This window comes from Martelella sp. UBA3392, from assembly GCF_002358775.1.
Taxonomy (GTDB): domain Bacteria; phylum Pseudomonadota; class Alphaproteobacteria; order Rhizobiales; family Rhizobiaceae; genus Martelella; species Martelella mediterranea.
In genome coordinates this window covers 1-26,183 of the sequence record NZ_DEPM01000110.1, presented here as the reverse complement: position 1 = coordinate 26,183, position 26,183 = coordinate 1, and the positions used below count along the sequence as shown (strand labels likewise).

Annotated in this window: 22 protein-coding genes and 1 pseudogene; 18 read left to right on the top strand and 5 right to left on the bottom strand. The window is 60.0% G+C overall.

Translation table 11 applies throughout. The features are described 5' to 3' along the window. The 3 genes from B4E36_RS08065 to B4E36_RS08055 all read right to left on the bottom strand — a co-directional run. The coding region (locus B4E36_RS08065; protein ID WP_345900214.1) for a hypothetical protein at positions 1-470 on the bottom strand (470 nt) is incomplete at its 3' end. Between the two features lies 1 nt (position 471). After that, positions 472-2,016: a GumC family protein gene (locus tag B4E36_RS08060; protein ID WP_292052594.1), complete on the bottom strand. Its 1,545-nt coding sequence runs from the start codon at positions 2,014-2,016 to the stop codon at positions 472-474. A 118-nt stretch (positions 2,017-2,134) separates the two neighbouring features. Beyond that, positions 2,135-2,749, bottom strand: coding sequence for a response regulator (locus tag B4E36_RS08055; protein WP_292052597.1), 615 nt, complete (start codon positions 2,747-2,749; stop codon positions 2,135-2,137). Between the two features lie 278 nt (positions 2,750-3,027). On the opposite strand from B4E36_RS08055, the gene B4E36_RS08050 reads away from it, so the two are divergent. From B4E36_RS08050 to B4E36_RS08040, 3 genes are all read left to right on the top strand, one after another. Continuing rightward, positions 3,028-4,383 carry a WecB/TagA/CpsF family glycosyltransferase gene (locus B4E36_RS08050; RefSeq protein WP_292052603.1) on the top strand — a complete coding sequence of 452 codons (1,356 nt, stop codon included), beginning with the start codon at positions 3,028-3,030 and terminating at the stop codon, positions 4,381-4,383. A 148-nt stretch (positions 4,384-4,531) separates the two neighbouring features. Further along, positions 4,532-5,044 carry a molybdopterin-dependent oxidoreductase gene (locus B4E36_RS08045; RefSeq protein WP_292052606.1) on the top strand — a complete coding sequence of 171 codons (513 nt, stop codon included), beginning with the start codon at positions 4,532-4,534 and terminating at the stop codon, positions 5,042-5,044. Between the two features lie 4 nt (positions 5,045-5,048). Continuing rightward, positions 5,049-7,646 (top strand): ATP-binding protein, encoded by a 2,598-nt coding sequence (locus B4E36_RS08040; protein ID WP_292052609.1) that lies wholly within the window; start codon positions 5,049-5,051, stop codon positions 7,644-7,646. A 14-nt stretch (positions 7,647-7,660) separates the two neighbouring features. On the opposite strand, the gene B4E36_RS08035 is transcribed toward B4E36_RS08040, so the two are convergent. Further along, a complete protein-coding gene (locus tag B4E36_RS08035; protein WP_292052611.1) occupies positions 7,661-8,875 on the bottom strand; it encodes a polysaccharide biosynthesis/export family protein in 1,215 nt (404 codons plus the stop codon). A gap of 228 nt (positions 8,876-9,103) precedes the next feature. Here B4E36_RS08035 and B4E36_RS08030 point away from each other — a divergent pair, with 228 nt between their 5' ends. The 7 genes from B4E36_RS08030 to B4E36_RS08000 all read left to right on the top strand — a co-directional run bounded on the left by B4E36_RS08030 (position 9,104) and on the right by B4E36_RS08000 (position 16,436). Then, the gene (locus B4E36_RS08030; RefSeq protein ID WP_345900213.1) at positions 9,104-10,375 is read left to right on the top strand and encodes an oligosaccharide flippase family protein; all 1,272 of its coding nucleotides are present in this window, start codon (positions 9,104-9,106) and stop codon (positions 10,373-10,375) included. 2 nt (positions 10,376-10,377) lie between these two features. Continuing rightward, a complete protein-coding gene (locus tag B4E36_RS08025; RefSeq protein ID WP_292052618.1) occupies positions 10,378-11,316 on the top strand; it encodes a glycosyltransferase family 2 protein in 939 nt (312 codons plus the stop codon). A 22-nt stretch (positions 11,317-11,338) separates the two neighbouring features. Beyond that, on the top strand, positions 11,339-12,334 hold the full coding sequence (locus B4E36_RS08020; protein ID WP_292052620.1) for a glycosyltransferase family 2 protein: 996 nt from the start codon (positions 11,339-11,341) through the stop codon (positions 12,332-12,334). A 19-nt stretch (positions 12,335-12,353) separates the two neighbouring features. Continuing rightward, positions 12,354-13,361: a glycosyltransferase family 4 protein gene (locus B4E36_RS08015; RefSeq protein ID WP_292052623.1), complete on the top strand. Its 1,008-nt coding sequence runs from the start codon at positions 12,354-12,356 to the stop codon at positions 13,359-13,361. A gap of 251 nt (positions 13,362-13,612) precedes the next feature. After that, a complete protein-coding gene (locus B4E36_RS08010; protein ID WP_292052625.1) occupies positions 13,613-13,951 on the top strand; it encodes a hypothetical protein in 339 nt (112 codons plus the stop codon). A gap of 81 nt (positions 13,952-14,032) precedes the next feature. Continuing rightward, entirely contained in the window at positions 14,033-15,409 is a 1,377-nt protein-coding gene (locus tag B4E36_RS08005) for an alpha/beta fold hydrolase (protein WP_292052627.1), read from the top strand. Then, positions 15,357-16,436: an alpha/beta hydrolase gene (locus tag B4E36_RS08000; RefSeq protein WP_292052630.1), complete on the top strand. Its 1,080-nt coding sequence runs from the start codon at positions 15,357-15,359 to the stop codon at positions 16,434-16,436. The genes B4E36_RS08005 and B4E36_RS08000 overlap by 53 nt, the downstream gene beginning before the upstream one ends. Before the next feature lies 1 nt (position 16,437). Here the strand turns inward: B4E36_RS08000 and B4E36_RS07995 are convergent, their stop codons facing one another. After that, entirely contained in the window at positions 16,438-18,837 is a 2,400-nt protein-coding gene (locus B4E36_RS07995; protein ID WP_292052632.1) for a DUF3772 domain-containing protein, read from the bottom strand. 457 nt (positions 18,838-19,294) lie between these two features. Between B4E36_RS07995 and B4E36_RS07990 the strand changes: the two genes are divergently transcribed. From B4E36_RS07990 to B4E36_RS07955, 8 genes and pseudogenes are all read left to right on the top strand, one after another. Beyond that, the gene (locus B4E36_RS07990; RefSeq protein WP_292052634.1) at positions 19,295-21,247 is read left to right on the top strand and encodes a putative bifunctional diguanylate cyclase/phosphodiesterase; all 1,953 of its coding nucleotides are present in this window, start codon (positions 19,295-19,297) and stop codon (positions 21,245-21,247) included. 502 nt (positions 21,248-21,749) lie between these two features. Continuing rightward, on the top strand, positions 21,750-22,322 hold the full coding sequence (locus tag B4E36_RS07985) for a TetR/AcrR family transcriptional regulator (RefSeq protein WP_292052636.1): 573 nt from the start codon (positions 21,750-21,752) through the stop codon (positions 22,320-22,322). Continuing rightward, positions 22,315-23,073 carry an acetoacetate decarboxylase family protein gene (locus B4E36_RS07980; protein ID WP_292052639.1) on the top strand — a complete coding sequence of 253 codons (759 nt, stop codon included), beginning with the start codon at positions 22,315-22,317 and terminating at the stop codon, positions 23,071-23,073. Before B4E36_RS07985 ends, B4E36_RS07980 begins: the two co-directional genes overlap by 8 nt. Positions 23,074-23,084: 11 nt before the next feature. Further along, the gene (choX, locus tag B4E36_RS07975) at positions 23,085-24,023 is read left to right on the top strand and encodes a choline ABC transporter substrate-binding protein (RefSeq protein WP_345900212.1); all 939 of its coding nucleotides are present in this window, start codon (positions 23,085-23,087) and stop codon (positions 24,021-24,023) included. Positions 24,024-24,331: 308 nt separating this feature from the next. Further along, positions 24,332-24,964 carry a hypothetical protein gene (locus B4E36_RS07970; RefSeq protein WP_292052644.1) on the top strand — a complete coding sequence of 211 codons (633 nt, stop codon included), beginning with the start codon at positions 24,332-24,334 and terminating at the stop codon, positions 24,962-24,964. After that, positions 24,942-25,499: a hypothetical protein gene (locus B4E36_RS07965; RefSeq protein ID WP_345900211.1), complete on the top strand. Its 558-nt coding sequence runs from the start codon at positions 24,942-24,944 to the stop codon at positions 25,497-25,499. Before B4E36_RS07970 ends, B4E36_RS07965 begins: the two co-directional genes overlap by 23 nt. A gap of 17 nt (positions 25,500-25,516) precedes the next feature. Next, the gene (locus B4E36_RS07960; protein ID WP_292052649.1) at positions 25,517-25,762 is read left to right on the top strand and encodes a winged helix-turn-helix domain-containing protein; all 246 of its coding nucleotides are present in this window, start codon (positions 25,517-25,519) and stop codon (positions 25,760-25,762) included. Continuing rightward, positions 25,753-26,183 (top strand): annotated as a pseudogene (locus tag B4E36_RS07955) (site-specific integrase); the annotation flags it as partial. The gene B4E36_RS07960 and the pseudogene B4E36_RS07955, both read left to right, overlap by 10 nt.

The window sequence follows — 26,183 nt, the reverse complement described above, 5'->3', positions numbered from 1 at the left end:
TCCGGCAGGCCGACATAGGGGGCCGCGAACATCATCGGCAACAGGATCAGTGTCCAAAGTCCGACGACGCACTGCCCGCGCACGATCACCTCGCGGCGCACCTGCAGCACAGCGCCGGCGAGCGGAAACAGTGCCAGCAATGCCCAGCCCTTGGCCCAGCCGATGCTCGACTTGATGGTCTGCTTCAGGCCAAGGCCCCACTGCAGGTGCCCGCCCCAAAGCGCGATCAGCATGACCAGCATGCCGGCGATCCACAGCCAGACGATGAGCGGTACCGGTCCCGCCGGTCTCAGCGAAGGGCGCAGCGAAGGGCCGAAATAAAGCGAGATCACCGCAAGCGCGAACAGCGACCAGCCGAGAACCGGGCCGACCACGTAAAGCGCGCCGAAGGCATAGAACAGCCAGGTGAAGACCAGCGTCTTGTAGACGATGGTCTCCGGGATGTTTTGCGGCCGGAACGACAGGTTCATCTCACTTGCCTTCGGTAAAGAGGCGGACGGCACGGCCGAGGATCGGCTGACGGATCCAGGCGAGAAGCAGGCTGAAGAGCGCGAATGCGCTGCCCGCCACGCCGCCGGCAATGGCGATCTTGATGTTGGGCGAGGTCGGCGCGTAGTCGATCGACGGCGCGCTGACGACCTGAACCATCGGATAGGAGGCGAAAACATCCGACTTCGCGGTGTTGATGCGGGCAAGCGCCGAGGCAAACACGGCCTCCGCTACCTTGTATTCGCGCTTCAGTGCATCGAGTCTGGCGGCGGCATCCGAAAGGTTGCGAACGCGCGCCTCGCCCTTCTCAAGCGATGCCTGCTTGGTCGCGATTTCGACCGCAAGTCCGCGGGCTTCGGCGGCAAAGGTCACCAGGTTGGACAAAAGGCCTGCCCGCTGGCCATCGGCCAGCGCATCGACCTCGCCGGCCAACTCCAGCGTATCGAAACCGGCCAGGGTGACGCCGCGGCTCGAAAGCCGGTCACGCAGACCAGTGACACGGTTGTTGGCGCCGACGATCTTGGGATGTTTCGGGCCGAAATTGACCGCCAACTTGGCGAGATCGGCACTGTCACTCGCCAGATTATCGGCAAGCGCTACATATTGCGGGTCAGCGCGCAGCTTGAGGATGATGGCCGCGATTTCAGGCGTGGTTTCGAGCGTGCGGCTGAGGGTCGCGATCCGCTCGCGCAGTTCATCGAGACGCGCCCGGCTGGCCGCGATCTCGAGTTGAAGATCCTCGTTATCGGCGACGATCGCGTCATACTGTTCGTTGGACTTCAGGCCGCTGTCGCGCTGCAGATCGGCAATGGCCTCGCGGGCATCGTCGACCTTTGCCTGATAAGCGTCGATCGCAGTAACGACCGAGCTTTCGCGGCGGACAATCTCATCATTGCGCAGCTTGTCGAGTTCGAAAAGAAAGGCATCCAGCAGCGCCTCGTTGCGGTCGCGCGCCTCTTCCGGCGTCGAGCCCTTGAGCGCGATCTGGATGAAACTGGTCTGGTCGAGAAGCTTGATGCGCGGCTTGCCGAAAGCGGAGGCTTCCTGGCCGAGCGCCTCGGCGGCGCGCTCAAGCACCTGCGGCGAGGACAGCAGGCTCTGATAGGTCACCGTCGGGCTCAGCGTCGAGCTGGAATAGGCCGAGTTGGCCGAAGACGACGCCTGGCCGATGTCGGAAAGGTTGATCGAGGTGGAAGCGCCAGCGCCCGGCAGGATCAGCGCCATGTCCGAGGAAAACGTCAGCGGGGCGTAGCGCACATAGGAGATCACCGGCGCCCAGATGGCGCCGAGCATGATGCCGCCAAGGAGAACGTAGCGCGGAAGGCGCCCGGAATCGCCCGGTTTGCCGCCGGAAGCCACGCGCCACAGGCTGACCTTGCCGCCGCGGCTGAGGTGGAGGAAACGCGGAATGTAGAAAACGGCGCGGATGATCGCCTTCGCGGCGCGGCCTGTCCACAGTACAGGCTTCAACAGACGCGGTGTGCGGCGTGCTTTGTGCTGATTGTTTTCGAATGCGCTGGTCTTCATCAAACGGTCCCCCGGTTCGAGTTCGCGTTCTTATAAAGACCGACCGCCCTCCAGGGGCCGGCACGATGGCACTAGCGGCACGCCCTTTCGCGACCGCCGCTAGCCTTTCGGATAGTTTTCAGAAAAGCCCTTCATTCTTCGCGATCATCGCGGCCATGGTGCGGTTGCGCGCGTCAAGCTTGCGGCACAGCGTCTTGACGTGAAGCTTGACGGTTACTTCCTGGAGGTCGAGCGTGCGCGCGATTTCCTTGTTGGAGTGCCCCTCGACGAGGCCCTTCAACACCTCCATCTCGCGCTTGGTAAGTTTTTTCTCCAGCGGATGGGCGGTCTTTTCCTCCTTCTCGGTCATGAATTGGACCGGCGCATATTGCTCGCCCGCCGCCATGAAACGCACCGCATGGATCAGCGACTTGGCCGGCAGGCTCTTCGGCAGGAAACCGGCCGCGCCTGACGCGAGCGCCTCCTCGGCCACATCGCGCGAGGCGGTGCCCGACAGGATTGCAACGGGGCTTCCGAAATTGAGTTCTTTCGCCTTGGCAAGACCTTCAAGCCCGTTCATGCCCGGCATCGAATAGTCGAGCAGGACCAGATCGAACGGGCCTTCCCTGTTCATAAGCTCGGCCGCGCCGTCAAAATCGGCGGCCGCGGAAATCCGCAGTCCCGGCTCGTTGGACAGGAAGGCGCATATGGTGTCGCGCACCAGTTCATGATCGTCCGCTATCAATATCTTCATGAGCTTCCCCTTCCCATGAGCTCCGCCGCAAACCTCATCCTTAACTTATAAAGGGATGCCCTGTCACCGTTGGCGGGCGTGGTTATAGCCTAAGGGATAGGCAAATGCGCGGAGCCTTACCCTTCGGATAGGCGCCTGATCCTAAAGCAGCGGTTTGCCTTCCCGCGGCGCAATACGCCTATGCTCTCAGACATGCCGGCTCGCCTTCCTCGATAAGGCACGGCACAGTCCCGTGCGGCATCTTCTTCCCAACAGCAACACGCATGATGGAGAGGCAGATGGCCGCTTTCAACACAGTTTCGCTTTTCGGACTTCCGATTGTCAGCGCTTCCCAGCAGGAAGCAATAGCCGGAATGCTCGCCGCGTCGCAGGAAAAGCGCACCGCCGCGTTCCTCAACGCCCATTGCATGAACATCCACAAGGATGATGCGTCCTATCGCTGGGCCGTGAGCAAGGCAGACTACCTGCTGCCGGACGGATCCGGCATGAAGCTTGCCGCCAGGCTGCAGAACAAGAGCTTCGAAGCCAATCTCAACGGAACCGATCTGTTCGCGCCACTGTGCCAGGAGGCCGCAAGGCTCGGTCGGTCGATCTTTTTCTTCGGCAGTCAGGATGGCGTGGCGGAAGCTGCGGCCAACCGCGCTTGCGAACTGGCGCCCGGCCTGAAGATCGCCGGCACGCGCCACGGCTTTTTCGCCAAGGACGACGAGGCCGGGATCATCGACGCGATCAATCGCTCCGGCGCCGATATCGTGCTGGTTGCGCTCGGCGTTCCGATGCAGGATGTCTGGATTGCCCGCAACCGCCACAAGCTTGATGCCGCCATTGTCATGGGCGTCGGTGCGCAGTTCGATTTCTTTGCCGGCCGCGTCTCCCGCGCGCCCGTTATCTTCCGCAAGGCCGGTTGCGAATGGGTCTGGCGGCTGATGATCGAACCGCGCCGGATGGCCAAGCGCTATCTGGTCGGCAATGTCCGTTTTGTCTTCAATGCCTGGCGCGAAGCCCGCCTCGCGCGCGCCGGAGCGACGGCGGCGACGGCCGTGCGCGGAAAGCGTCTGCTCGATATTGCGGTTGCATCCTCGGCGCTGATCATGCTCTCACCGCTGATGGCGAGCACTGCGCTTGCGGTCGCCGCGACCTCGCGCGGGCCCGTTTTCTTCCGCCAGACCCGCGTCGGCGAGAACGGGAAGCCCTTTACCATGCTGAAGTTCCGCTCGATGTATCGTGACGCGGAGGCCCGGCGCGCGGCCTTGCTGGAAACCAGCGACCGCGAGGGCATCTGCTTCAAGTCGCGCAAGGATCCGCGTGTCACCCCCGTCGGGCGGATCATGCGCAAGCTCTCGATCGACGAACTGCCGCAGATACTCAACGTGCTAAAAGGCGACATGTCGATCGTCGGTCCGCGGCCGGCGCTGCCGCAGGAAGTCGCGGCCTATGCGCCCGAAGCCATGTCGCGGCTTGCCGCCAAGCCCGGCATTACCGGCCTCTGGCAGGTCTCCGGGCGCGCTGAAATCGGCTTCGAGCGCATGCTGCAGATGGACAACGCCTATATCCGCTCGCGCAGCATCGTGCTCGACCTGACGATTATCGCGCTGACCGTGCGGGCGGTTTTCTCGGGGCGCGGCGCATATTGAGACAATTCCGGTGAAGGACGGGCGCATTGTGATCGGCCGTCTTTCTATCCTTTCGTATAGCCGAACCATCCATGTTTGCATGCCCTGCGCGGCGCAGTTCGGTGTAAATTCCACGTCGTTACCTCCTCTTTTAAGGAAGGCAGAAATCATGATCCGACCTATTCTTCTGCTGGCCGCCATCGCGCCGCTCATGCTTGCAGGGCCGGCCCTGGCCGAGGATCTGGCGAAGCCGTCCGGCCGCGTCATTCTCACCGTCTCCGGCAATATCGACCAGACCAACACACCGGACAGCACGGCCGAATTCGATCTCGCCATGCTGGACGCTCTGCCCCAGACCCGTTTTGAGACGTCGACGATTTGGACCGACGGCACGGCGGAGTATTCCGGGGTTGAGCTTTCCACGCTGCTTGAGGCGGTCGAAGCCGATGGCACGCAACTGCTGATGACCGCGCTCAACGATTACGCGATCGAGGTGCCGGCCAGCGAGGCGGTTTCCGGCGGCCCCATTCTGGCAACGCGGGTCGATGGCAGACCGCTTTCCGTCAGGGACAAGGGGCCGATCTGGGTGATCTATCCCTTCGATGACAACGAGGCCTACAAGACAGAGGTCACATATTCACGTAGCATATGGCAGTTGAAGTCGATCGAAGTGGAAGACTGATCCGATGAAGGAACAGGCGGTCAACGGCATTCCCGCCCGAAGGCCGCAGAACTGGAAAGGCGTCTACGTCGCCGCCGGCCTCCTGCTGCTGGCGGTGATGCTGGTGTTGAGCCTGCTTGCCGCCCAGCTGATGCAGGAACTCTCCCGGCTGCGCTCGGCCTCGATCGACAATGTGCAATGGTCGATGGCGCAGGTGCAGGTCGAGCTTCTCGTGCTGGAATCGGCCGTGGACGACGCAATCCACAACAATACGCCGCAGGCGCTCGACGAGGTGCGCCAGCGTTTTGACATCTTCTACAGCCGGATCGACACGCTTCAACAAGGCTCCGTCTTCAGCGGCTTGACGCTGGAAATCCGGGCGCGCCAGGTTCTTGAGCACCTGATGGACACGCTCAACCGTTTCATCCCGATCATCGACGGGTCCGATGAGGCACTGTCCGCCGCTCTTCCCGTTCTGGACGATGCATTCGTGGCGATGCGCGCCGATGTCCGCGCCATTTCGCTAACAGGGGTGCGTCTCCTGGCGGAGCAATCTGACAGGGACCGGCAGGCCTTTTCCAGCGTATTGCTGCGCACCGGGCTGGTTGCTGCCGGCGTCATGGCCGCGATGTTTCTCGCGCTCTTCCTCGCCATCTGGCAATTTCGCATCGCGCGCGTCCGAACGGAAGACCTTCAGACCCAGAACCTGCTTTACGAAAGCGCCATCAATGCCTCGCTGGAAGCGATCATCGTGTCCGACGAGAACGGGCGCATCCTCGATTTCAATCCGGCGGCCGAGCAATTGTTCGGCTACAAGCGCGAGCATGCCATAGGCGTCAACGCGGAGAAGCTCATCATCCCGAAAGAGGACCTGCAGCTTCACCGCGAAAGACGCGTCCAGTTTCTCGAACAGTTCCGCGGCGGCGAAGCCAACCTTTCCGGACGGCTGGAAATCAACGCCATGCGCGCCGATGGAGAGGTTTTCCCGGCAGAGGTCTCGATCGGTCTGACGCGCCGCGGCGACGGACGCATCATTGTCACATACATGCGCGACATATCCGAGCGCAAACGGGCGCAGGAAAACCTGACGCAAGCGCGCGATGACGCTGTCGCCACCGCAAAGGCCAAGTCTGACTTTCTCGCCGTCATGAGCCACGAGATGCGCACGCCGCTCAACGGCGTCATGGGGCTGCTCGACATGCTGGGCGAAACCCGGCTGACCCGCAAACAGCGCGACTATGTCGAAACCGCGATTTCTTCCGGCGAAATTCTTCAGAACCATATCGACGACGTCCTCAACATCACCCGCATCGAGGCCGGAGTCACGAAACTCAATCCCGTCCGATTCGAGGTCGCGCCGCTTCTGACCGAACTGAAAAAGATGAATGATCCGGCGGCGCAAAGGCGCGGAAACACCATTGTGACAACCATCGCCGAAGGGGCCGCTTTCTGCGATCAGGACCGCCACGCCTTGCGTCAGGTGCTGATCAATCTTGTCGGCAATGCGGTGAAATTCACTGAAAACGGTACGATCGCCGTTGAAGCCGCACCCTGGGGCGAAGACGGCTGGATCGAGTTTTCCGTCAGCGACACCGGCATCGGAATAAGCCAGGACGACGCCAAGCGGATTTTCGAGGATTTTGTGATGCTCGATCCCTCTTACAAACGCACCGCGCCCGGCTCGGGCCTGGGACTTGGAATTTCGCGGAGGCTCGTTGACCTCATGGGCGGCGAGATCGGGGTTGAAAGCGAACCCGGCAGCGGAAGCCGCTTCTACCTTCGCCTGCCGCCTCTGGTCGTATTGGACCAGAAGCCGGTCGAGACGGAACGTGCCGGTTCGACCACGCCGGATATCGCACAGGCGAACCTCTCCGTGCTGCTCGTCGAAGACAATGAAACAAACCGCTTCGTCGCGCGCGAGATGCTCAAGAAACACGGTTGCCGGATCACCGAGGCACATGACGGCATTGAAGGCGTGGAGAAGGCCGCCAGCGAGCGCTTCGATGTGATCTTCATGGATGTCAGCATGCCGCGGCTCGACGGGATCGGAGCGACGCGGGCGATCCGCGAGGGCGACGGACTTTCCCGCGACACGCCGATCATCGGTTTGACGGCCCATGCGCTGCCTGACGAGCGACGCAGGCTTGAAGAATCCGGCATGGTGGATTGCATCGTCAAGCCACTCAGAAGCGCAAAGGTGCGCGAAGTCATCGGTGCGCTACTGCTGCAAATATCAGCGCCGGACGACCGTTCGTTGGAAACCAACGCGGCCGACGAGGATGCCGGGCTTATCGACCATGAGACATTGGCCGAACTGACAGAGGCGCTGCCGCCCGATCTGTTCCACCGCCAGCTTGAGCGGTTCAAGGCCGAACTTGCTGAATCGAAGGCGAGGTTCTGCGGGGAGCCCGATCAGCGCTTCGACCTCGAAGAACTGGCGGCCTGCGCCCACAAGTTGGCCGGTTCCGCTGCCGTGTTCGGCGCCCTTGCCCTGCGCGCGGCGCTGCTGGATGTCGAGTCCGCGGCAAAACATGGCGCGGGCGAAGAGGTCGCTCCGCTCTGCGAGACGGCGAGCGAAACAGCGCAAAGGACGCTTCGAGCGCTTTCGGATCTGACTGCCTGACCGGCCAAACGCGGTCAGATGATAACGCCCAGCGCTCCGATGATGCCGAGCTTGGTGGCAAGATCGGTGATGTTTATCACCGAGGAATCATAGCAAGCCAGTGCGTCGCCCGGCATCAGATAGGGATCGAAATCATCGCGGTCGCCGCGCCGCAACAGCTCCTCGAGATTGCGCTCGATCACGATCGACTGGCCGGTAATGGGGTTGCGCGTGAACAGCACAGCCGAGCGGTTGGAATTGGTCAGCCGCGCCCCGCCGACGCAATTGAGGCTGAAAACGGCCTGCAGGAACCGCGTTCCATACCGCAGTTCGACCGTATCCTTGGAAATCGCCGCCTGCGCATTGGATGACGCCGGCACGGCCAGGTTCGACATGAACACCTTGACGCCTGGCGGCGCGACGGCGGAAGGGGCCATCAACTCTTCCTGAAAGCAGTGTCTGCTCGGGATCTCGACCTGGTCGCCTTCCAGCAGAACCGGGTCGGGATAGGCGTGGCCGGTGACCACCGGTCGCATGTCGTAAGTCCGCTTGTGGCCACCGCGCCAGACGGTGACGCGCGAAAGGTCCGCATCGGGACGCACGCCGCCGGCCGATTGCAGGGCGCGGGCCAGGCGCCGCTCGCTGGTGCGCCCGCCAAGGGTTTCCTGCCGCAACCGATCGAGTGATGTCGCCGCGACCGAGCCTACGGTGACCGAGCCCGGCTCGAAGACGGCGCCTGCAACGAAGACGCGCGCGGGGGCAAAATCCATCACGCGGATCGATACCAGCGGCACGGTGTTGTAAAGCCCCTCGTCGATCAGGGCCTTGCGCACGCTTTCCTCGATGGAGTCGACCGAGCGCCCCTTGGCGCTGACCGGCGGCACATACATCAAGCGCAGCATGCCGTCCTGCGAGATTTCGTACTTGCCGGAAATCTCGTCGTCGTCGGAAATCGAGACCTCGATCAGATCGCCCGGCGACAGGATATCGATATCGGCTGGCACCATGCGGCTGCCGGGCGGGCCGAGCGTCTGGTCGGGCGCGCAGCGCTGGGCATTCATCAGAACGGAGGATTTTTGCAGGCGTTCGGCCTCGTCATCGGACGTTGCGCGATACTGCGCCTGATAGCTTTCGCCGTCCCTGACGTTTTCGCTGTTCTCGATCGGCTCAAGCGAGGCGCAGCCCTGCGCGAGCGCAAGAAGCGATACAAGCGCGACCCGGCCGGAGGCTGATTTCAGACGATTTTTCAAACGCTTTTGACCCACACTGCAAGGCGGCTCTTTCACCTGGCCGCTGATACGCCCACTAACCACATGGCCTGCAGCCTGTCGCCTATACCAAAGGATAGACCGCAGAGCCGAATGGGCGCTCCCATGACCTTCGGGAACCCCAAAGACCAGCCTCCTCTCATTTATAAACCTAACACAACGAAACCCGACGTCCACCGCTTACAAACAAGGCCGGATACCAAGATGTTCATGCTCAGACAGAAAATTGCTGACGCTGCCTCTTCGCCGCTTCTGCGCGGCGCTTCGGCCTATCTCGCGTCGGAGGCCGCTGCGAAGGTCTCCCGGCTCGCGGTCGTCGTCGCGATGGCCCGCTTCCTCTCCCCCCTGGAAATCGGCATCGCGGCGGCGGCCATGGCGGGTTCGGACATCCTGAAGTCGCTCGCCGAAAACGGCGTCGGCCAGCGCATCATCATCGCCAAAGACGGCGAACTCGACGCGGTCGCCAAGCGCGCCCACCAGATTTTCTGGATCTGGTGCACGTTGCTGACCGTCCTGCAGATCGCTGTCGGCGCCGGTGTCTGGCTTGCCGGCGGCAGCATCATGACCTTCGCCCTGATGGCGCTTCTCGGTCTTGAATATCTGTTCATGCCCGGCGGCCTCGTTCAGTGCGCCCTTGCCATGCGCAAAGGCATGCTGGCCCGTACGGCTGCCGTCTCCGGCGCGCAGAATGTCAGCGCCAATCTGCTGACGGTCGTCCTCGTGGCGCTTTTCCCAAGCCCGCTCGCGGTGGTTCTGCCGAAGCTGATGTCGGCACCTGTCTGGCTCATCGGCATGCGGCGACTGGTTCACTGGCGCCCCGCGCCGGACGTTGCGCCGGCGCCACTTTCCGCCTTCACCCGCTTCGGCGCGTCGGTGCTCGGCATCGAATTCGTGAAAGCGCTGCGCGCGCAGGCTGACAAGCTGATTGTCGGCGCTGTTCTCGGGACCGAGGCGCTCGGCATCTATTTCTTCGCCTTCAACGCCGGGGTGGGCATCTCCACCTCACTGGCGACCGCATTGTCGACGGTCCTGTTTCCGTATCTGTCGACCAGCGGCGACCGGGTTCTGGCGCTCAAGCGCGGCCTAACGCTGGCCATGACGGCGATCACCGTCGTCGCTGTCGCCCAGAGCCTGGCTGCCTCCTCCTATGTGTCGCTGGTCTTCGGGGACAAATGGGCATCGGTCGCGCCGCTGGTTGCCATTCTCTGCCTGACGGCGATCCCGAACATGCTGTGGTCGGTCACCGCCCAGTGGTTGCGCTCCGGCGGCCGGGCAGAGCGCGAACTGGCGCTGTCGCTGATCGCAGGCGCAGTCATCACCGCGACCGCCTTTGTCGCAGCGCCTTACGGACTGACGACCCTGGCATGGGCGACCCTGACCGCCGCGACCATTGCGCAGATCGCCGTTTCGCTGCCCGTTCTCGCAAAAGCCTTCGGCGCAAATGCCGGAACCCGCAACAACCCCGCGCTTCAGGGAGCATGAGCATGCCCAGATTTTCAGTTGTCATTCCCTGCTACAATGCCGCGGAAACCATCGCGGAAACGCTGACCTCGGTGCTCGATCAGACCTTCTTCGACTTCGAAGTCATCATCGTCGATGATGGTTCCACGGATGAAACCGTCGCCATTGCGGACTGGTTTGCCGAGCGCAGCCGACGCATCCGCATCGTAAGCCAGACCAATGAGGGGCCGAGCGTTGCCCGCAACCGCGCCGTTTTCGATCATGCCCAGGGCGAGCTGATCGCCTTCCTCGATGCCGACGACATATGGCCCCTCGACCGACTGGATATTCTCGACCGCCGGTTTGCAAAGGCCAATGCGCCGACTGCCGCCTATGGCCGCGTCGCCTTCTTTTCGGAGAGCGTCAGCGACATTGAAACCCATTCTACGGTCTCCTCGAAGCCGTTGACGATCGCCGATCTGATTGCGGAAAACGAGACCTGCACGATGTCGAACATCGTCGTCACGCGCGAGGCCTTCGTCGCCTCCGGCGGTTTCAGCACCTGCATCGTTCACGGCGAAGACGTCGAATGGCTTGTGCGGATGGCGGCACAAAGGGCCCGGATCGAAGGCATCGATGCGGTGCTGACCTGCTACCGCGCAAACCGCAACGGCCTGTCCTCGGACCTGACGGCCATGCGCCGCTCCTGGGAAACGGCGCTGTCGACCGCGCGCCGGCTGAACGTGGCGCTGTCGCAGGACGAGATCGATGCAGCCGAAGCCACGCATCTGCGCTACCTCGCACGTCGCGCGCTACGACTGGAAAGCGCGCGTGGAACGGCGCTCAAGCTTGCCCTCCAGGCGCTGCGGATGAGCCCTCGGGCCTTTTTCAAACAACCGCGGCGGGGCGCTCTGACCCTTGGCGCGGCCATCATCGAAGCTCTTTGCCCGTGCGCCTTCAAGCGCATTTCGGCCAACCACTGACCATCATCCGGAGGATGTCGCTATGAAAAACCTGTCTCCCGCCGCCAGCATCGTCGTTCCGGCCTACAATGCCGCGACGACCATTCGCGAAACGCTCGATTCCCTGATCGACCAGACCTTTGCCGATTGCGAGATCATTGTCGTCGACGATGGTTCGAGCGACAGCACCGGCGCCATTGTCGAAGGTTATACCGATCCGCGCATCCGCCTGATCTCGCAGGCCAATCGCGGCCTTGCCGGCGCCCACAACACCGGCATTGCCGCCGCGAAGGGTGCCTATATCGGCTTTTGCGACGCCGACGATCTGTGGCTGCCGGAAAAGCTCGAACTGCATATCCGCCACCTTCAGGAAAATCCGGATGTCGGCATCAGCTTTGCTGGTTCCAGCCTGATCGATCGCGACGGCAAGTCGGTTGGCATCAATCAGTCGCCGAAGCTGAAAAACATCACCGCTGCCGATGTCTTCTGCCGCAATCCGATCGGCAATGGTTCCGCTGCCGTGATCCGCGCCGAAGCACTCGATGGCTTTGCCTACCGTCCCGCCGGCGAAACCGAACGCGACTGGTGGTTCGATGAAAATTTCCGCCAGTCCGACGATATCGAGGGCTGGTTGCGTTTCATCGTCACCCAGGATTGGAAGATCGAAGGCATTCCGGGACATCTGACGCTCTACCGCATCCATATCGGTGGGCTTTCGGCCAATGTCGAAAAGCAGTTTCAGACCTGGCTTGCCATGCGCGACAAACTCGCACGGATCGCGCCCGACCTGATCGCGCGGCACGGCGACCGCGCTGCGGCGTATCAGTTGCGTTACCTGGCGCGGCGTTGCGTTTCCATGCGTCAGGGCCGCGCAGCGCTCGGCTACGCGCTGCGCTCGCTCAAGGCCTCGCGCCGCCCTTTCATCGAAGAGCCCGTGAAATCCGCAGTGACGCTCGCGGCCGCCGCCTTCATCGCCCTCGCCGGCGACGGCATCTACGGCCAGATCGAAAACCGCCTTCTCGGCACCAGCAACGCCTGACCTTTAGGAGACCCGACCCATGACCATCTACCACCTCGTCGATGATGCCGGTTTCGGCGGCGTCAACCGCATGCTCGATCATCTCATCCGCGCGCTTGGAGACGATGCCGAGACGCACGAAATCATGCGCATCAAGCGCGGCCAGCTGTCGCCGCCGCGCCTGACAAATGCGAGCCACATCGTCTCGCACCTGTCGGTCTGCTGGAAAAACATGCCGCTGATGACGGCATTGCGCGCCCGCTACGCCGAAACGCCGCTCATCCATGTCGAGCACAGCTATTCGGAGCGCTTCGTCGCCGCACGGGTGGAAAACCGCGACCGGTTCGAGACGCTTCTTGCGGCCGCCTACGCGTTGTTCGACAGGATCGTTGCCGTCAGCGCCCAGCAGGGCAACTGGCTCGGCCGCAAATTCGTCGCGGCCGACCGTCTGGTCGTCATCGAACCCTGCGTTGAACTCGCGGATTTCTTCGCCGTGCCCGACCGCATCGCCAGCCGCAAGACCGTGATAGGCGCGATCGGCCGGTTCGACACGCAGAAAGGCTTCGACATTCTGATCGAAGGGCTGCGCAAGTCCGCCCGCCAGGACATCGAAGTCCATTTTTACGGCAAGGGCGACGAAGAAAAGCGGCTCAGGAAGCTGGCCGGCAACGACCCGCGGATCGTCTTCCAGGGCTATGCCGAGAGCCCGGCGGCAGCCATGGCGTCGTGCGATGTCATCGCCATGCCCTCGCGCTTCGAACCCTACGGCCTTGTCGCCCTTGAGGCCATGGCGGCCGGTCGGCCGGTGATCGCTTCCAATGCGGACGGTCTGGCGGGGCATATCGCCAATGGTGCGCTCGGCGTCGGTGACAATACGCCCGAAGGCTGGGCCAAGGTCTTCAATGAACTTGACATCAACGACTTTCGACGGGGCGCCGTATCCCGGAGAAAGCAGGCGAAGGAGGCAGAGCAAGTCTTCGCAGAACGCTGGCTGCGACTGCTCGGCGACCTGACGGAACACTCCCCCCGGTTCCAGATGGCCGCATAGAACCGTCCACGCCTGTCTTGGGAACCCGCCGGCTTCTGCCGGCGGGTTCTGGCTAACCTCTATAGCAGTGATGGCACTGAACGCCGTTTATGACTCCTTTTGAGCCAAACGAGAGAGACGGTCTGTCGATGGTTTCGTCGATAGTTCACTTGGCGGAAGACCGGTATCATGCAAACCTGAGATCCTGGACAGTTTTCAATATTGTTGTTGCGCCACCTCGCAAAAATCCGGGAATCGGGTAGGATTTAGGCATGATGAGGAAATCTGTGATCGCGATCTCGGCCTTGCTGCTTGCTTCGGCCTGTTCGGAGCATAGCTCGGGCGGGGTCGGCCCCAACAGCAGCGGCGGAACGTCGAGCGGGTTCATCAGAGAGCGCTCGGATGGCAGCTATGCCCTCGGCATAACCGTTGACGGGGCGTTCTGCTCCGCCGTCTACACAAATGCCAGACCGGGCGGCAGTGAGCTTCGTCCGCTGTCATGCACCGGCGGCCAGGGCGGCAATGCGACCGTGCTTTACGATGGTGCGGGCGCACCGAGGAGCGCCACCTATGGCGGGCTCGAGATCGGCAGCGGAACCGTGACGTTCTGAGAGATATGCAATCGCGGCGGTGCAAGGGGCAGATAAGCTTCAGACCCGCCGGTCGCCACCTATTGCAGCACGGAGGGGTCAATGCTGGATTTCACACAAATGGTGGCGATGCTCGCCGCACTTTCCGCGCCCGGCGCGTTGGATGTGCATTTTCCGGCTGTTGCTGCCGGTGGCCTCGATCCGGCTGTCCCGGTGGCAATCACGTCCTGTCCCCGGCCGATCGGGATCGAGGAAATTGAAGGCCAGACCATCATTTGCGGCTTGGTTTCGGTTCCCGAGGACCATGAGGCACCCGATGGCAAGCATATCGACCTGTTCTTCACGGTGCTGAAATCACACTCGAGCGTGCCGGAGCCAGATCCCGTTGTGTACCTGCATGGCGGGCCGGGTGCTGGAACGATGGAATCGCTTGAAGGCATGGCGCAGGTCTTCGATCCCTTCCGTCAGACCCAAGACGTCATCATGTGGGACCAGCGGGCCGCCGGTCTTTCAAGCCAGTCCGTCACCTGTTTCGAGGCCATCAATCAGAGTTTTCTCGATATCGCGCTCAATGGTCCGCAAGAGGGCGATCCGAGCGTGACATCGGCCGCAGACGGCACGCCCGGCGAGGACATGACGACGTGCCTCGAAGAGCTCAGAACCGCCGACGTCGACATCGCCAAATACAACACGCGCCAAAACGCCATGGATGTTCCGGCGATCCTCGGCACGCTCGGCTATGACGCCTATAATCTATACGGCATTTCCTATGGCACCAAACTGACCCTTGAAGTGATGCGGTCTGCGCCGGAGGGATTGCGGGCCGCCATCATCGACGGCGTGGCATCGCCTGCGATCCGCCTTTACGACACGCTGGCAACCCCGGTCGACGAGGCGCTGGTGCGCCTTGCTGAGGATTGCGCCGAGAACCCGACATGCAACGAAGCCTATCCTGAACTTGACCGCGTCATCGGCGAAGTGCTGGCGAAGGCCGCATCGGGCAATCTTGTTGTCGAGGGCGCTCCGCTCAATGTCGACATGGTCATTTCGCCGCTCGCCATTCGCAATCAGTCCTATCGCACGCCAAGCATCACGCCCTATCTGCTGGCCTTCTTCTATGAACTGAATGGCGACGGGCCGATGCCAACGGTCGAGTTGCTGTTCAAGAACGGCTTTGTCATGCCGGTGGTCAGCGAAGCGGATGTCGTTGCGACCGCGAAGGGGCTTTCCGACAATCAACAGGCGCTTGCCGCCAACGCCGTATCGGACATTGTCATCCAGCAGCGCGCCGCACGCAGCCTGCGCGATGTCGTGCACGACCTGAAAAATGCGGTCGAAGACGAAACGATCAACGGTCCTCTGGCCTATCTTTTCGATCAGGAGCTGAGCAAGGCCGCCGTTCCGATGGTGAAGGCGGACACGTCCATTGCCGCCAGCATGGTCGCTGATTATGCAAGTCTGCAGACGCCCCCCCCCTGACAAGCAGTTGCTGCGCGACTTCGTCGAGACCTATTTTGACGGCGCGGTTCTTGCGCGTCTCGAAGCGCTGATTTCCGCCATGTCTGACAGCGAGGTCGAGGTCACCTTTGACGCCATCGGCAGGGAAAGTTTCGAGTTCACAGGCGAATTCATCAAGAGTGTCGATCTTCTGATTTACGCCTGCCAGGAGGACATTCCATACAATTCGCCGGAAGGTTACGAGCAGGTTATCGCGGCGCTTCAATATCCGGATCTGGATCAGATGACAGTATCTTCCGTCGCCAGTCTCTATGCGGATTGCACGCTTTTCGACCAATTGCCGGAAACCGGGTTCCACGAACCGGTGACAGCCGACGTGCCGACCCTTGCATTCGGCAGCGCCTGGGATGTGCAGACGGCACAGAGCTGGGCCGCCAACGCTGCGGCAACTTTGACCAACGCACAGTCATTTCTGATCCACGAGGCAGGCCACGGCGCGCTGATCTTCCAGAAATGCGTGGCCGACATGGCGGTCGCCTTCTTCAATGATCCGGCCCGGCGTTTCGATGATCGCTGCACGGAAGCCACCAAGCTTAAGAATTATCATATTGCCAGTTGGGTCGGGGTAGAGGCCGAGGCAGATGATGGCGGCGAAAACGCAGGCACTGATGATGTCACAGAGGAACAAGCCAACTCGATAACACCCGAACAGCTTGGACTTACCCCTCAAGCCGTTACCTTCGATGAGACAGGTTCGGCCATCATCCATGGTCGGGTCGTCGGAGCCGACGTACTCTCCTATGTTTTCGAAGGCTCGGAGGGCGAATTGCTCGAGATCGCCTTTGAGGCGTCAACGCCGTCGGCCAATTTCAATTTGCTGCATTACGGTGATCCGGAAGCGGTCTTCAGCACCTGGAGCGGAGAAAATGCCTATTCCGGCACGCTTGATCGCAACGGTCGCTATGAAATCCGGGTCTATCTGCTGGGGCAAGCGAAGGAAACAGGCTCGGCCGATTTCGAATTGACGATCAAACTCGGCGCAGACTGAGCTACTCCTTCTCGCCGCGAAGCTGTTTCTGAACCGCCTCATCCAGCGTCACATGCACATCGCGTTGCGGGAACGGAATATTGATCCCTTCCTTGTCAAACCGTTCCGTGATCTCGAAGAGCATGTCGGACTGAACGCCAAGCGTATCGAAGATGTCATTGATGAAAAAACGCATGTCGAAATCGAGACTGCTTTCGCCATGGGCGCGGAAGAGAACGACCGGTTCCGGATAGCGCAGCACAAGGGGATGCTGGGCGGCGATCTCCAGAAGCAGTGATTTTACGCGCTGCGTGTCTGTCCCGTAAGCGACCGAGACCGGCACGATGACCCGGCCGAGCCGCGAGCCGAGCGTCATGTTCTTCACGGTTCCGGCGATGAGGTCGGAATTCGGGATGATGACGTCATGGCGGTCGAATGTTTGCAGACGGGTGGAGCGGACGGAAATCTTCTGCACCAGGCCGGAAAAACCGCTGACCTCGACCCAGTCGCCCTCCTTAATTGGCCGCTCGATCAGAAGAATGATACCTGAGAGAAAATTGGCGACGATCGCCTGCAGGCCAAAACCGATGCCGACGGACAATGCGCCGGCGACAATGGCGAGGTTTGAAAAGTTAAAGCCGGCCGCAGCCGCTGCGAAAAGCGCCGAAAGAAAAACGCCCAGATATCCGACGAAGGTGACAATTGCCGCCCGCACGCCGGCATCGGCATTTGTGCGCGGCATCACGCTTGTCTTCACCGCAATCTGCACCCAGTGGGTGACGAAAACCCCGAGCGCGAAGATACCGATCAGCATGATCAGGGACATCAGCGAAAGCCGGATGCCGCCGACATCGAACCCGGTCAGGATCAGCATCCATAATTCACCAATATCGGTCTGCCGCACGCCCCAGGTCATTGCCAGCAACGGAATGGCAATAACGGCAAGGATACAGGCCAGGACAACGGGGATAAGCGCGGTCATGCCCTTTTCCGAGACTGAAAGCTCATGCCTCAGGACATGCGCCGGGATGCCCATGCCGAGTCTGTGAATGGCGACAAGAAGAACGAGGAGCGCAAGCGTCAGGGCAAGCGAGGTCACCGCATGTTTCGCAATGCCCGCATAACCGATCGCTGCGGCGATGACGGCTATGACCGCGATGGCCCGGATGGTGTAGGCGCCGGCCTGTGCGGCGCGTTCATAGGTCGGCATTTCGACAGGCGCAGCATCTTCGCTATTGGTTGTTCCGATGATCTGGGCGATGCCGAAGAAGCAGGCCGCGGCCCATAGCACCCCGATCGACAGAAGAATGCTCTCAAGTGCCGGCGACAGCGCTCCGGTGAGTTGCATCAGGTTGATTGCAGCGATCAGGGCAATCGCCCAGCCAAGCGAATGCGTTATCCAGAGACCACGCCGGGCAAGCTCGTCGCGCCGCCTGACGATGGCCGTTTGAGGATAGTTTGGAGAAAAGGCGACATGGCCGATCCAGAAGGAAAACGCAATCACGATGGGGACCGCGACAGCGATCTGGGTCATGGTGGTTGAGCCGATCTCCAGCCCGATGATTGCAAAAGGGCCTGCAATAACCAGCCCGCCAACGATCGGGAAGACAAAGCGGATAAAATGTATCGCCGTCAATGTGCCGGCTTTCAGCACTCCCTTGCGACCACGCTGCAGAAATTTCGTCGCCTTTCGCACTGCGTAAGGGTGGATGATATAGGTGATGACCAGGCCCGCGAGGACGAGGCCGACCAGCACCGGTAACGGAACCCGCTCTTCACGGTTGCCTAGCGCTTTGCGCACCGCAGCCGACTGCGCGATGGTCAGTGTTGACAGCTCGTTTGCGCCTGTAATCCAATTGACCGGGTTTATTGGGGTTGGGAGGCGCTGCAGCAATGTGTCAAAGCCGCGCTCACGCAGAATCCGGTCGACTTCGTGGATCAGCACTTCGCTGCGTTCGAAGGTCTGGCGGGCATCAATGATCGGACGCCGGGCGACAGCCAGCGCTTCCCTGAGCTGAGCTCTTTCCTCGGCGATTGCAGCCGGCTCGCTCGAACCGTCATCCGGAATCGGCCCCAGAGCAGACAGTTCGGCCTCCAGAGAACGGACGATCACACTGCCATTCTCAATGACCTCAAAAGCTGCCGCGCGCTGACGCGCCAGCGAGGCCCGCAAGGTCTTCAGGGTGTTTTCCGGCAGCGCGCCACCGACAATCTGCTGCTCTGTTCTGTCAAGCAGGCTCGGCGGCGGAGCAGCCTGAACGGCTTCTGCCTCGCTGTCTTCAGACGCGGCTTCCGCTGAACTGGCATCCTCGGTTTGAGAGGCACCCTCGGCACTGACCATCTGGGCAAAGGAAACATCGGCCGATGCAATCAACACCATAGCCAAGAGGGCTAGAATCCAGACCTTTACGCCCCGCAACATGATTTAATTCCCCGCTCAAGACATCTTTTAAAGTCTACAACAGATAATGCCGGTGCGGCAGCCCGTACGGATTTCTTCCTTATGTTTACTGGTGAACCGATGGGCTGCGGGAGCAGTCTGAGGTGGGGCGGTTCTGGGATCGGCTCCGCCACCATGTCGCATTGCGAAACCGGAATGTAATCATTAGCCAGGGCGCTGGGCAATTTGTCCACGATAACGGCGTAGACATAAGCATCCATCGAGGATATCGCGGGCGTCTCTGGGGAGCAGGTCAGTTGTAGAATTATTTAAATTGTATATTTAGTATAAGGCCATAGCATGAAGCCGCATAACTTTGACAGACGCGTTTGGCAGATACGTTCTAAGACGGGCGTATTATATTTTTGAAGTCGAGCGTCATAATTCTTCCTGAAAACACTGGACGATTGCGTGGAGCTCGATCAGGCTGGACACTGCAATGACGATAAAAAAATACTGGGATAAGGCCACCCGGTTTATAGCGGTTCGGTCCGATAATCCTGAGCTTCTCCAAGCTCAGTACCAGTCGTTCGCCCGCCAAATGCCCATGATGTACCTGATACTCATTGCCAACACCTGGGCGCTTGCCATCACACATATGGCTGAAGCACCAATTTGGCTGACGATGCTGATACCAACAGCGTTCACCGTGACTGCTGGCACCCGTATTGTGTTCTGGTGGAACGTTAGGAACACATGTCCAAGTCTTGAAGCCGCGCAAGCCGCGCTGAAACAAACCAACCGCATCGCCGCCATTCTGGCTATCATGTTCTCCGCTTGGGCCCTCTCGCTGTTCCCCTATGGTGATCCCTATGCCCAGTCTCATGTCGCCTTTTATATGGCGATCACGGTCATCTCCTGCATCTTCTGCCTGACCCATCTACGGTCCGCCGCACTCCTAGTGACGGGCATTGTGAATGGAACATTTGTGGCCTTCTTTTCGTCGGTTGGGCAGCCCGCCTTTATCGCTATATCTATCAACGTCGCCCTTGTTTGCGTCGTAATGCTGGTCATTCTCATGACAAATTACCGAAACTTTGAGAAAATGATAATAGGGCAACAACAAACGGAAGCCCTCAGCAACGAGAACCTTCGTCTAGCAAATCTTGACAGTCTCACCAATCTTCCCAACCGCCGTGCGTTCTTTGCGCATTTGCTCGCCAGCATCGAGGCCGCGAAAGAAAACGGAACACGATTGGCACTCGGTGTGATGGATCTGGATGGATTCAAGCCTGTCAATGATATCTACGGCCATTCAGTTGGTGACAATCTGCTGATCGAAGTAGGGGCAAGATTATCGACACTACCACCCAACTACCGTTTATACCGTCTTGGCGGAGATGAGTTTGCCATTATTGTGATGGAAGCAGCCGAAGACGATCTCCTTGTTGTCAATTCCAACAAGCTGCTCGAGCGTCTGCTTGTTCCGTTTAATTTGCCCGAAGCGACGGTACAGATATCGGCGTCCATGGGGATTGCCGTTTATCCTGACATCGCTTCGACTACGGAACAACTATTCGACCGCGCAGATTACGCGCTTTACCATGCAAAACGGAACAGGCGTGGCGCAGCTGTCCTGTTCAGTGCAGAGCACGAAAGTCGGATCAACGATGACTCGCGCATCGAACAAGCGCTTAAGCTGGCAAATCTTGAAGATGAACTCTCTGTGGTCTTCCAGCCTATCATTAATATTCGAACGCAACGCGTATTGGGCTTTGAAGCATTGGCTCGCTGGAAAAATCCAATACTGGGTCAGACCTCTCCAGCCCTGTTCTTTCCTATTGCAGAACGCGCTGGCCTCAGTGGCTTCCTAACAAAGCATTTGCTGCGACATGCACTGGTCGTCGCAAAAAATTGGCATAACGATATCCGCCTTTCCTTCAATCTATCCGTGCATGATTTGAATTCCCATGATGGCGTCCTTGCATTGATGGGCATCATCGAGGGCAGCGGCTTCGATGCGCGCCGCCTGGATCTGGAAATCACAGAAACGGCCTTTATGCACGACTTCGAGCAGATGAAACGGTCGATTGAGATGCTCAGCCTACTCGGCTGCGGCATCTCGCTTGACGACTTTGGTACTGGTTATTCCAACCTTTCGCGACTGCATTCCTTGCCGCTTACCAAAATCAAAATTGACCAGAGCTTCGTAACTAATCTTCACAAGAAACCCGCCAGCTACAAGATCGTCAAATCGCTTCTGGCGCTCGGGCACGATATGGAACTGGATTGCATTATTGAAGGTGTTGAGACCAAGGAAGAGTTGGCGGCACTGGAGAAGCTCGGCGGCACAATCATCCAAGGCTATGTATTCTCACCTCCGATGTCGGAACAAGATCTTGAGGGCTTCCTATCCGGTAATCCTACCGTTTTTAACGGTTCTTATCTATAGAACTCACGCACCATTTTCAGTTTCTGTGCGGGCATTAAACCGCCGATGCGCTTAGGATGGCTGCGGAAAAATGCCAGCTTGCCGCTTATCATTCTCCAAAACAAGACAGACCGGCCCCTTTTCTGCCGGTCCGCAAGGTGCCGCCATTTCGGTCGTTCGAAAGAATAGGCAGCGACCTGTAAAGCTGCCATTCGTTGCGCAGACGGCGGTTTTGTAAGAAGCCTGACTGGGTTTCACATCGCGGATGCGGCAACGCAGCTGGACGGTATGTCCGAACCACCGCTCACCCGCTCCCGAACCCTGAACTAGTCCGCCTACAACATGTCATTGCGGAAGCGCGGGTCGCTGCCCGTCTGGTTCGATCCGTCGGCATCACAGAAGTGCGGCACTCCGATTCCCAAGGACACGTCGGCAATGCATTTCAGGCGGACCGCAAAAGCACCACCCGAATGTTGACTGTACCGGCCAGCCGGTATAGTAAACGCAATGAAGGAGACGACCATTGGCACGAAACACCAAGAGAGAACTTCTGGAAGCTGCGGCCCGAGTCGCCACGAACAAGGGGATCCAGTCCCTGACACTTGAGGCGGTCGCCAAGGAGGCCGGCATCAGCAAAGGCGGCCTTTTCTACCACTTTAAGACGAAAGAGGATCTGCTCTTGGCGATGGTCGAGGCTTTCGTTGAGGTGACCGAAAATAGGCTACCCCGTCCCGACGATCCGGATGCCGCTCCGGGCGCCTGGCCTCGCGGCTTTCTCGAGGCCTGCCTCACCAAAGAAGATGCCGCTGTCGGCTCCTATAGCCGCTTGTCGGTCGCGGTAATGGCAGCCGTTGCCAACGACAAGGCGCTCCTCAAGCCGCTCAGCGACCGCCAGCCGGACTGGCGCGCCGCGCTCAACGATAGCGGCATCCCACCCGTCACAGCACACATCGTCCGACTTGCCGCCGACGGTCTCTGGATCAACGAAATCCTCTCGATCCCCATCCTCAGCGATGAAGAGCGAGAGGATGTGATCGCGGAGCTTCGACGCATGACCCATTCGAACGAGAAAAGAGAGGACAATTCTCATGCATAACAGAACGACAGGTAGCTTCCGCAGCCTGGAGGCCAATGACGGCGATGTCCTGCCGTCCCACCGTCAAACCTATCCCGCGATCCCTACTTTCTACCGCGGAATCGAGACCCAGTTCGTCGAGATGACGGTCGATCCCGAAGTGGCCGCCGCGCACCTTCCCAAGCCGCTTGTCGCCGATCCCAGCGGGGCCGCAATCGGTATCGCGCTGAAGATCCCAATGTCTTCATACGGCCCCTTCAACGAAGCGGGCATCCATCTCAAGTGCACGCTTGATGGTGAGCCCGTCTGGTACAATTCGCACCTCTTCCTGAACAATGTGACCGCCATCTGTGCCGGCCGCGAGCGCTGGGGCGTCGCGAAGGAGTTCGCCGAGATCAGCTTTTCCGATCATGAGAATGTCCGCGTTTGTGAGGTCGTCAAGGAGGGCGCGACCCTGATGCGATTGTCCACGACCTGGGATGCGCTGGCCACACCGGATGAGCTTCCCGACATTACGCCGAACATGAACCTGAAGATCATTCCGCGCGCCGACGGCCCGGGCGCTGCGATCAAGCAACTCGTCGAGTATTGCTCGGAAGAAGTCGGAGAGTCGACCCAGATGTCCGGGCTTGGTCACGTGGAGTTTCGCAGCACCGCCAAAACAGACCTTGCTCCACTGAATCCGGTCGCTCTTGGGCGAGGCTTCTATCACCGCGGCGACCTCGCGGAACTGCACGGCAAGATCCGTCTCGACTATCTCGCCAACGGATGAAGGATTATACCATGAAGATCAAACTATTAAGCATGTCCGCAGCCGCCCTCCTGGCGCCTCAGATCGCCACCGCACAGGTCCCCGACGTCTGCACGAACATCAGGATCGCCGACGGCGGATGGACCGATAACGCGGCCCAGAATGGGTTTGTCACGAATGTTCTGAAGGGTCTTGGCTATGAGCCAGAAATCGACTTTCTGTCGCTCGGTGTGCTTTTGGAGGGCATGCAAGCCGGTAATGTCGACGTCTTTCTTGCAAGCTGGACGCCGAACTCCGACGCAACCCTGAACCCGTACATCGAGTCCGGCGCGATCATGAATGTCGGGTATAACCTCGTCGGAGCTCAGTACGCTCTCGCCGTTCCGAAATACACCTATGATGCCGGCTTGCAGTCCTTCGCCGACATCGAGGATTTCTACGAAGAACTCGACGGAAACATCTACGGTCTGGAACCCGGCAACGACAGCAACAACGTCATCGTGCAGATGCAGGAAGATGGTGCATTCGGTTTCGACAGGTTCAATCTGGTGGAATCGAGCGAGAGCGCAATGCTGTCGGCTGTGGAGCGCGCCGTAAAGCGAAACGAGCCTATCGTATTCGTCGGGTGGTCACCGCATCCGATGAATACACGTTTCGAGATGGAATATCTGGGCGGCGGAGATGATTATTTCGGTCCAAATTACGGGAGCGCGAAGGTCTGGACGGGTCTGCGCCCCGGCTATGTCGAGCAATGCCCGAACGCCACCCGCTTCTTCGAGCAGTTGCGCTTCACGGTGGAGAGCCTAAGCGTCGTCATGAGCGGTATTCTCGACAATGACGCCAATCCTGAAGATGCCGCACGTACTTGGCTGCAGGAGAATCCGGAAATTCTCGATAGCTGGCTTGATGGCGTCCAGACCGTAGACGGTCAGCCCGGCCTCGAAGCTGTTCGGGCCAGCCTTGCCGAATAGTCAGTAATCAGTCGTCGGCAAGATAAACACCAAGGGCGGCGAAAGCCGCCCTTATACCCATGCCTCTGCTCTGGTTCTAAGGCCTCGGGCAAATATCGCCAGGCATGGCTCCTTGGAGTCGTTCGCTGCGGATGACACCAGTCGGCAGCGGAATTCGCCGCAGTCGATGAAGGCCACGGTGGGTGCGCCGGGAAGCTGCATGTGCTGGGTGTCATAGGCCTCGATCGGCACCTGCTTGCGGATCGGCGCATCGGCTGGCGGCACAGGCTTCTTCTTGCGCCGGGCCAGAAGCTTTCAGCGGCCAGGCCATGGCCGTGATCCATGACCCTGACGGAACCGCATCTGAAGCACTGACGCTCGACCTTCCTGACGCAGCCTTCGATAGCTGCCGGCCGCAGGATCCGGTCAGGATGACCTCCTGCGGTTGGGCATTTGCTTACCGCCTGCCCGAATGGACGCAGCCAGGCAAGGCCCTGTTTCGTGAACCCGGTGTGATGATCTTTCCAAAGATGGCCCCGCCCGATTGGTATGCCGATGCCGAAGATGGTCAGGATTTTCTGCCCCTTCTGTTCCACCAGACCGCGTCCCGCAGCAACCACCTGATGCCCGGCCATGACTACCGCATCAGCCGTGGCATTCGACACGACTGGAGACGGTTGATCACAAACTGGATGGCAGACTCTTTCGAAGGAGATGAGGCACACTTCAATCCGCAGATCCCGACCCTCCTTGCCGGCTTCCTTGATGTCATGAGCCCTTTTGAAGTGCCGGGCATCAAACACTGGCTGCGGAAGACCGGGCCGAATGTGATGACCGTGGCCGGCCACCCCGAGTTCATCGGCCTCTGGATGCCGATGCGGGAGCCAGGACCGGAAGACGCGCCGGCAGAGTTCAACAACATCCCGGCACGGTTTCTGAATGAAGTATCCAGCCATGGCTAATCGTCCACCCGCACGCGAGCGGCTGGACAGCTATCGCGCGCTGATCTCCAGAGCCGCACCGCTGGCCGATATTCTGGCCGACACCACCGGCCTGCATCTTGAGGTCAAGGGCCCGGGCGAACCGGAAATCATCTGCTCGCTTCCGGCCTCCTGCCCTGCCGACAACCGCGAACTGATCCGAAGGCATATCGAGATCCCGTCCGATCTGATCGGCATGCTGGATGCCGCAGCCAGACGAGACACCGAACGGCGGCGCGAGATCGAGCGGCTGAGACAGGCGCTTGAGGCAAAGGGTGGCAAACCGGCGAAGGACTATGCCGCCGAATGCGCCATGAAGTGCACAGAGCCAGCCTTCATGCGGTTTCTGACCGAGCGGCACGACCTGCCGCAGCCGACAACTGACAAGACGGCTGCCACGCACGTACGGTCCGTTCTGGCGATCAGCAGCCGCAGCGAATTGAACACCGATCCTGCAGCAGCGGCACGCTGGCGGGAAATGGTGAGAGAGTTTGAAACGTGGAGGCGGAGAGGATGACTGGAAAGGCGCGACGAATGGCTAGCACAAATGCGGTATTCCTAACGGAAGCTCAGGTTGCCGCTCGCATGGGTCTTTCGACAGATCAACCGAAGGCCGCTCTTCCTGCGCTCACAAAGTCAGGTTTTCCAACGCCGGATCCGCTCTTCTTCAACCGTCGTTACTGGCCTGCTTGCGAAGCTTTCCTTGATCGTCGGTACGGCTTGACCGAATCTACGGTGCAGGCCAATCCCGGCCTGGATGGAGAAGAAAGATGGAACTGAAAGCACCCGGCCTCAAAGCGCGAAAAAGAGCGAATGGCGCGGTCGCCTATTACTGGGTTGCGTCTGCCGTTTCTCGTGACACGGCGGGTTACCCGATCAAGACTGTTCGCGTTCACGGCGATGAAAATGGAATAAGGCATCGTTGCCTTTTACTCACTGCAGAACTGAAAGAGTGGTTGTCGCAACAGGACAGGGGGCAGGCCAAACGATATGACGGCACTTTGCGATCGTTGATTCGCCTTTATCAAACAACTCCGGAAAGCCCATATAATCGCGTAAAGGCCAATACGCGCGCAATGTATAACGAAAGCCTTGGGCTTCTAGAGAAGTCGGTCGGCGCCCGCCGCTTGGGGCAATTGACCGGACTCGACTTCGTTCGCTGGTACAACAACTTCAGACTTCCCGCTGGTGAGGGGAAGCC

What these genes read in the sequence shown, in the direction of transcription:
- B4E36_RS08060 (WP_292052594.1), bottom strand. Translation starts at nt 2,016, where the DNA reads ATGAAGACCAGCGCATTCGAAAACAATCAGCACAAAGCACGCCGCACA.
- B4E36_RS08030 (WP_345900213.1), top strand. Translation starts at nt 9,104, where the DNA reads ATGCTCAGACAGAAAATTGCTGACGCTGCCTCTTCGCCGCTTCTGCGC.
- B4E36_RS07965 (WP_345900211.1), top strand. Translation starts at nt 24,942, where the DNA reads ATGAAGTATCCAGCCATGGCTAATCGTCCACCCGCACGCGAGCGGCTG.
- B4E36_RS07960 (WP_292052649.1), top strand. Translation starts at nt 25,517, where the DNA reads ATGGCTAGCACAAATGCGGTATTCCTAACGGAAGCTCAGGTTGCCGCT.
- B4E36_RS08015 (WP_292052623.1), top strand. Translation starts at nt 12,354, where the DNA reads ATGACCATCTACCACCTCGTCGATGATGCCGGTTTCGGCGGCGTCAAC.
- B4E36_RS08045 (WP_292052606.1), top strand. Translation starts at nt 4,532, where the DNA reads ATGATCCGACCTATTCTTCTGCTGGCCGCCATCGCGCCGCTCATGCTT.
- B4E36_RS08010 (WP_292052625.1), top strand. Translation starts at nt 13,613, where the DNA reads ATGATGAGGAAATCTGTGATCGCGATCTCGGCCTTGCTGCTTGCTTCG.
- B4E36_RS08055 (WP_292052597.1), bottom strand. Translation starts at nt 2,749, where the DNA reads ATGAAGATATTGATAGCGGACGATCATGAACTGGTGCGCGACACCATA.
- B4E36_RS07995 (WP_292052632.1), bottom strand. Translation starts at nt 18,837, where the DNA reads ATGTTGCGGGGCGTAAAGGTCTGGATTCTAGCCCTCTTGGCTATGGTG.
- B4E36_RS07970 (WP_292052644.1), top strand. Translation starts at nt 24,332, where the DNA reads ATGGCCGTGATCCATGACCCTGACGGAACCGCATCTGAAGCACTGACG.
- B4E36_RS08025 (WP_292052618.1), top strand. Translation starts at nt 10,378, where the DNA reads ATGCCCAGATTTTCAGTTGTCATTCCCTGCTACAATGCCGCGGAAACC.
- B4E36_RS08050 (WP_292052603.1), top strand. Translation starts at nt 3,028, where the DNA reads ATGGCCGCTTTCAACACAGTTTCGCTTTTCGGACTTCCGATTGTCAGC.
- B4E36_RS08005 (WP_292052627.1), top strand. Translation starts at nt 14,033, where the DNA reads ATGCTGGATTTCACACAAATGGTGGCGATGCTCGCCGCACTTTCCGCG.
- B4E36_RS07980 (WP_292052639.1), top strand. Translation starts at nt 22,315, where the DNA reads ATGCATAACAGAACGACAGGTAGCTTCCGCAGCCTGGAGGCCAATGAC.
- B4E36_RS08040 (WP_292052609.1), top strand. Translation starts at nt 5,049, where the DNA reads ATGAAGGAACAGGCGGTCAACGGCATTCCCGCCCGAAGGCCGCAGAAC.
- choX (WP_345900212.1), top strand. Translation starts at nt 23,085, where the DNA reads ATGAAGATCAAACTATTAAGCATGTCCGCAGCCGCCCTCCTGGCGCCT.
- B4E36_RS07990 (WP_292052634.1), top strand. Translation starts at nt 19,295, where the DNA reads ATGACGATAAAAAAATACTGGGATAAGGCCACCCGGTTTATAGCGGTT.
- B4E36_RS08020 (WP_292052620.1), top strand. Translation starts at nt 11,339, where the DNA reads ATGAAAAACCTGTCTCCCGCCGCCAGCATCGTCGTTCCGGCCTACAAT.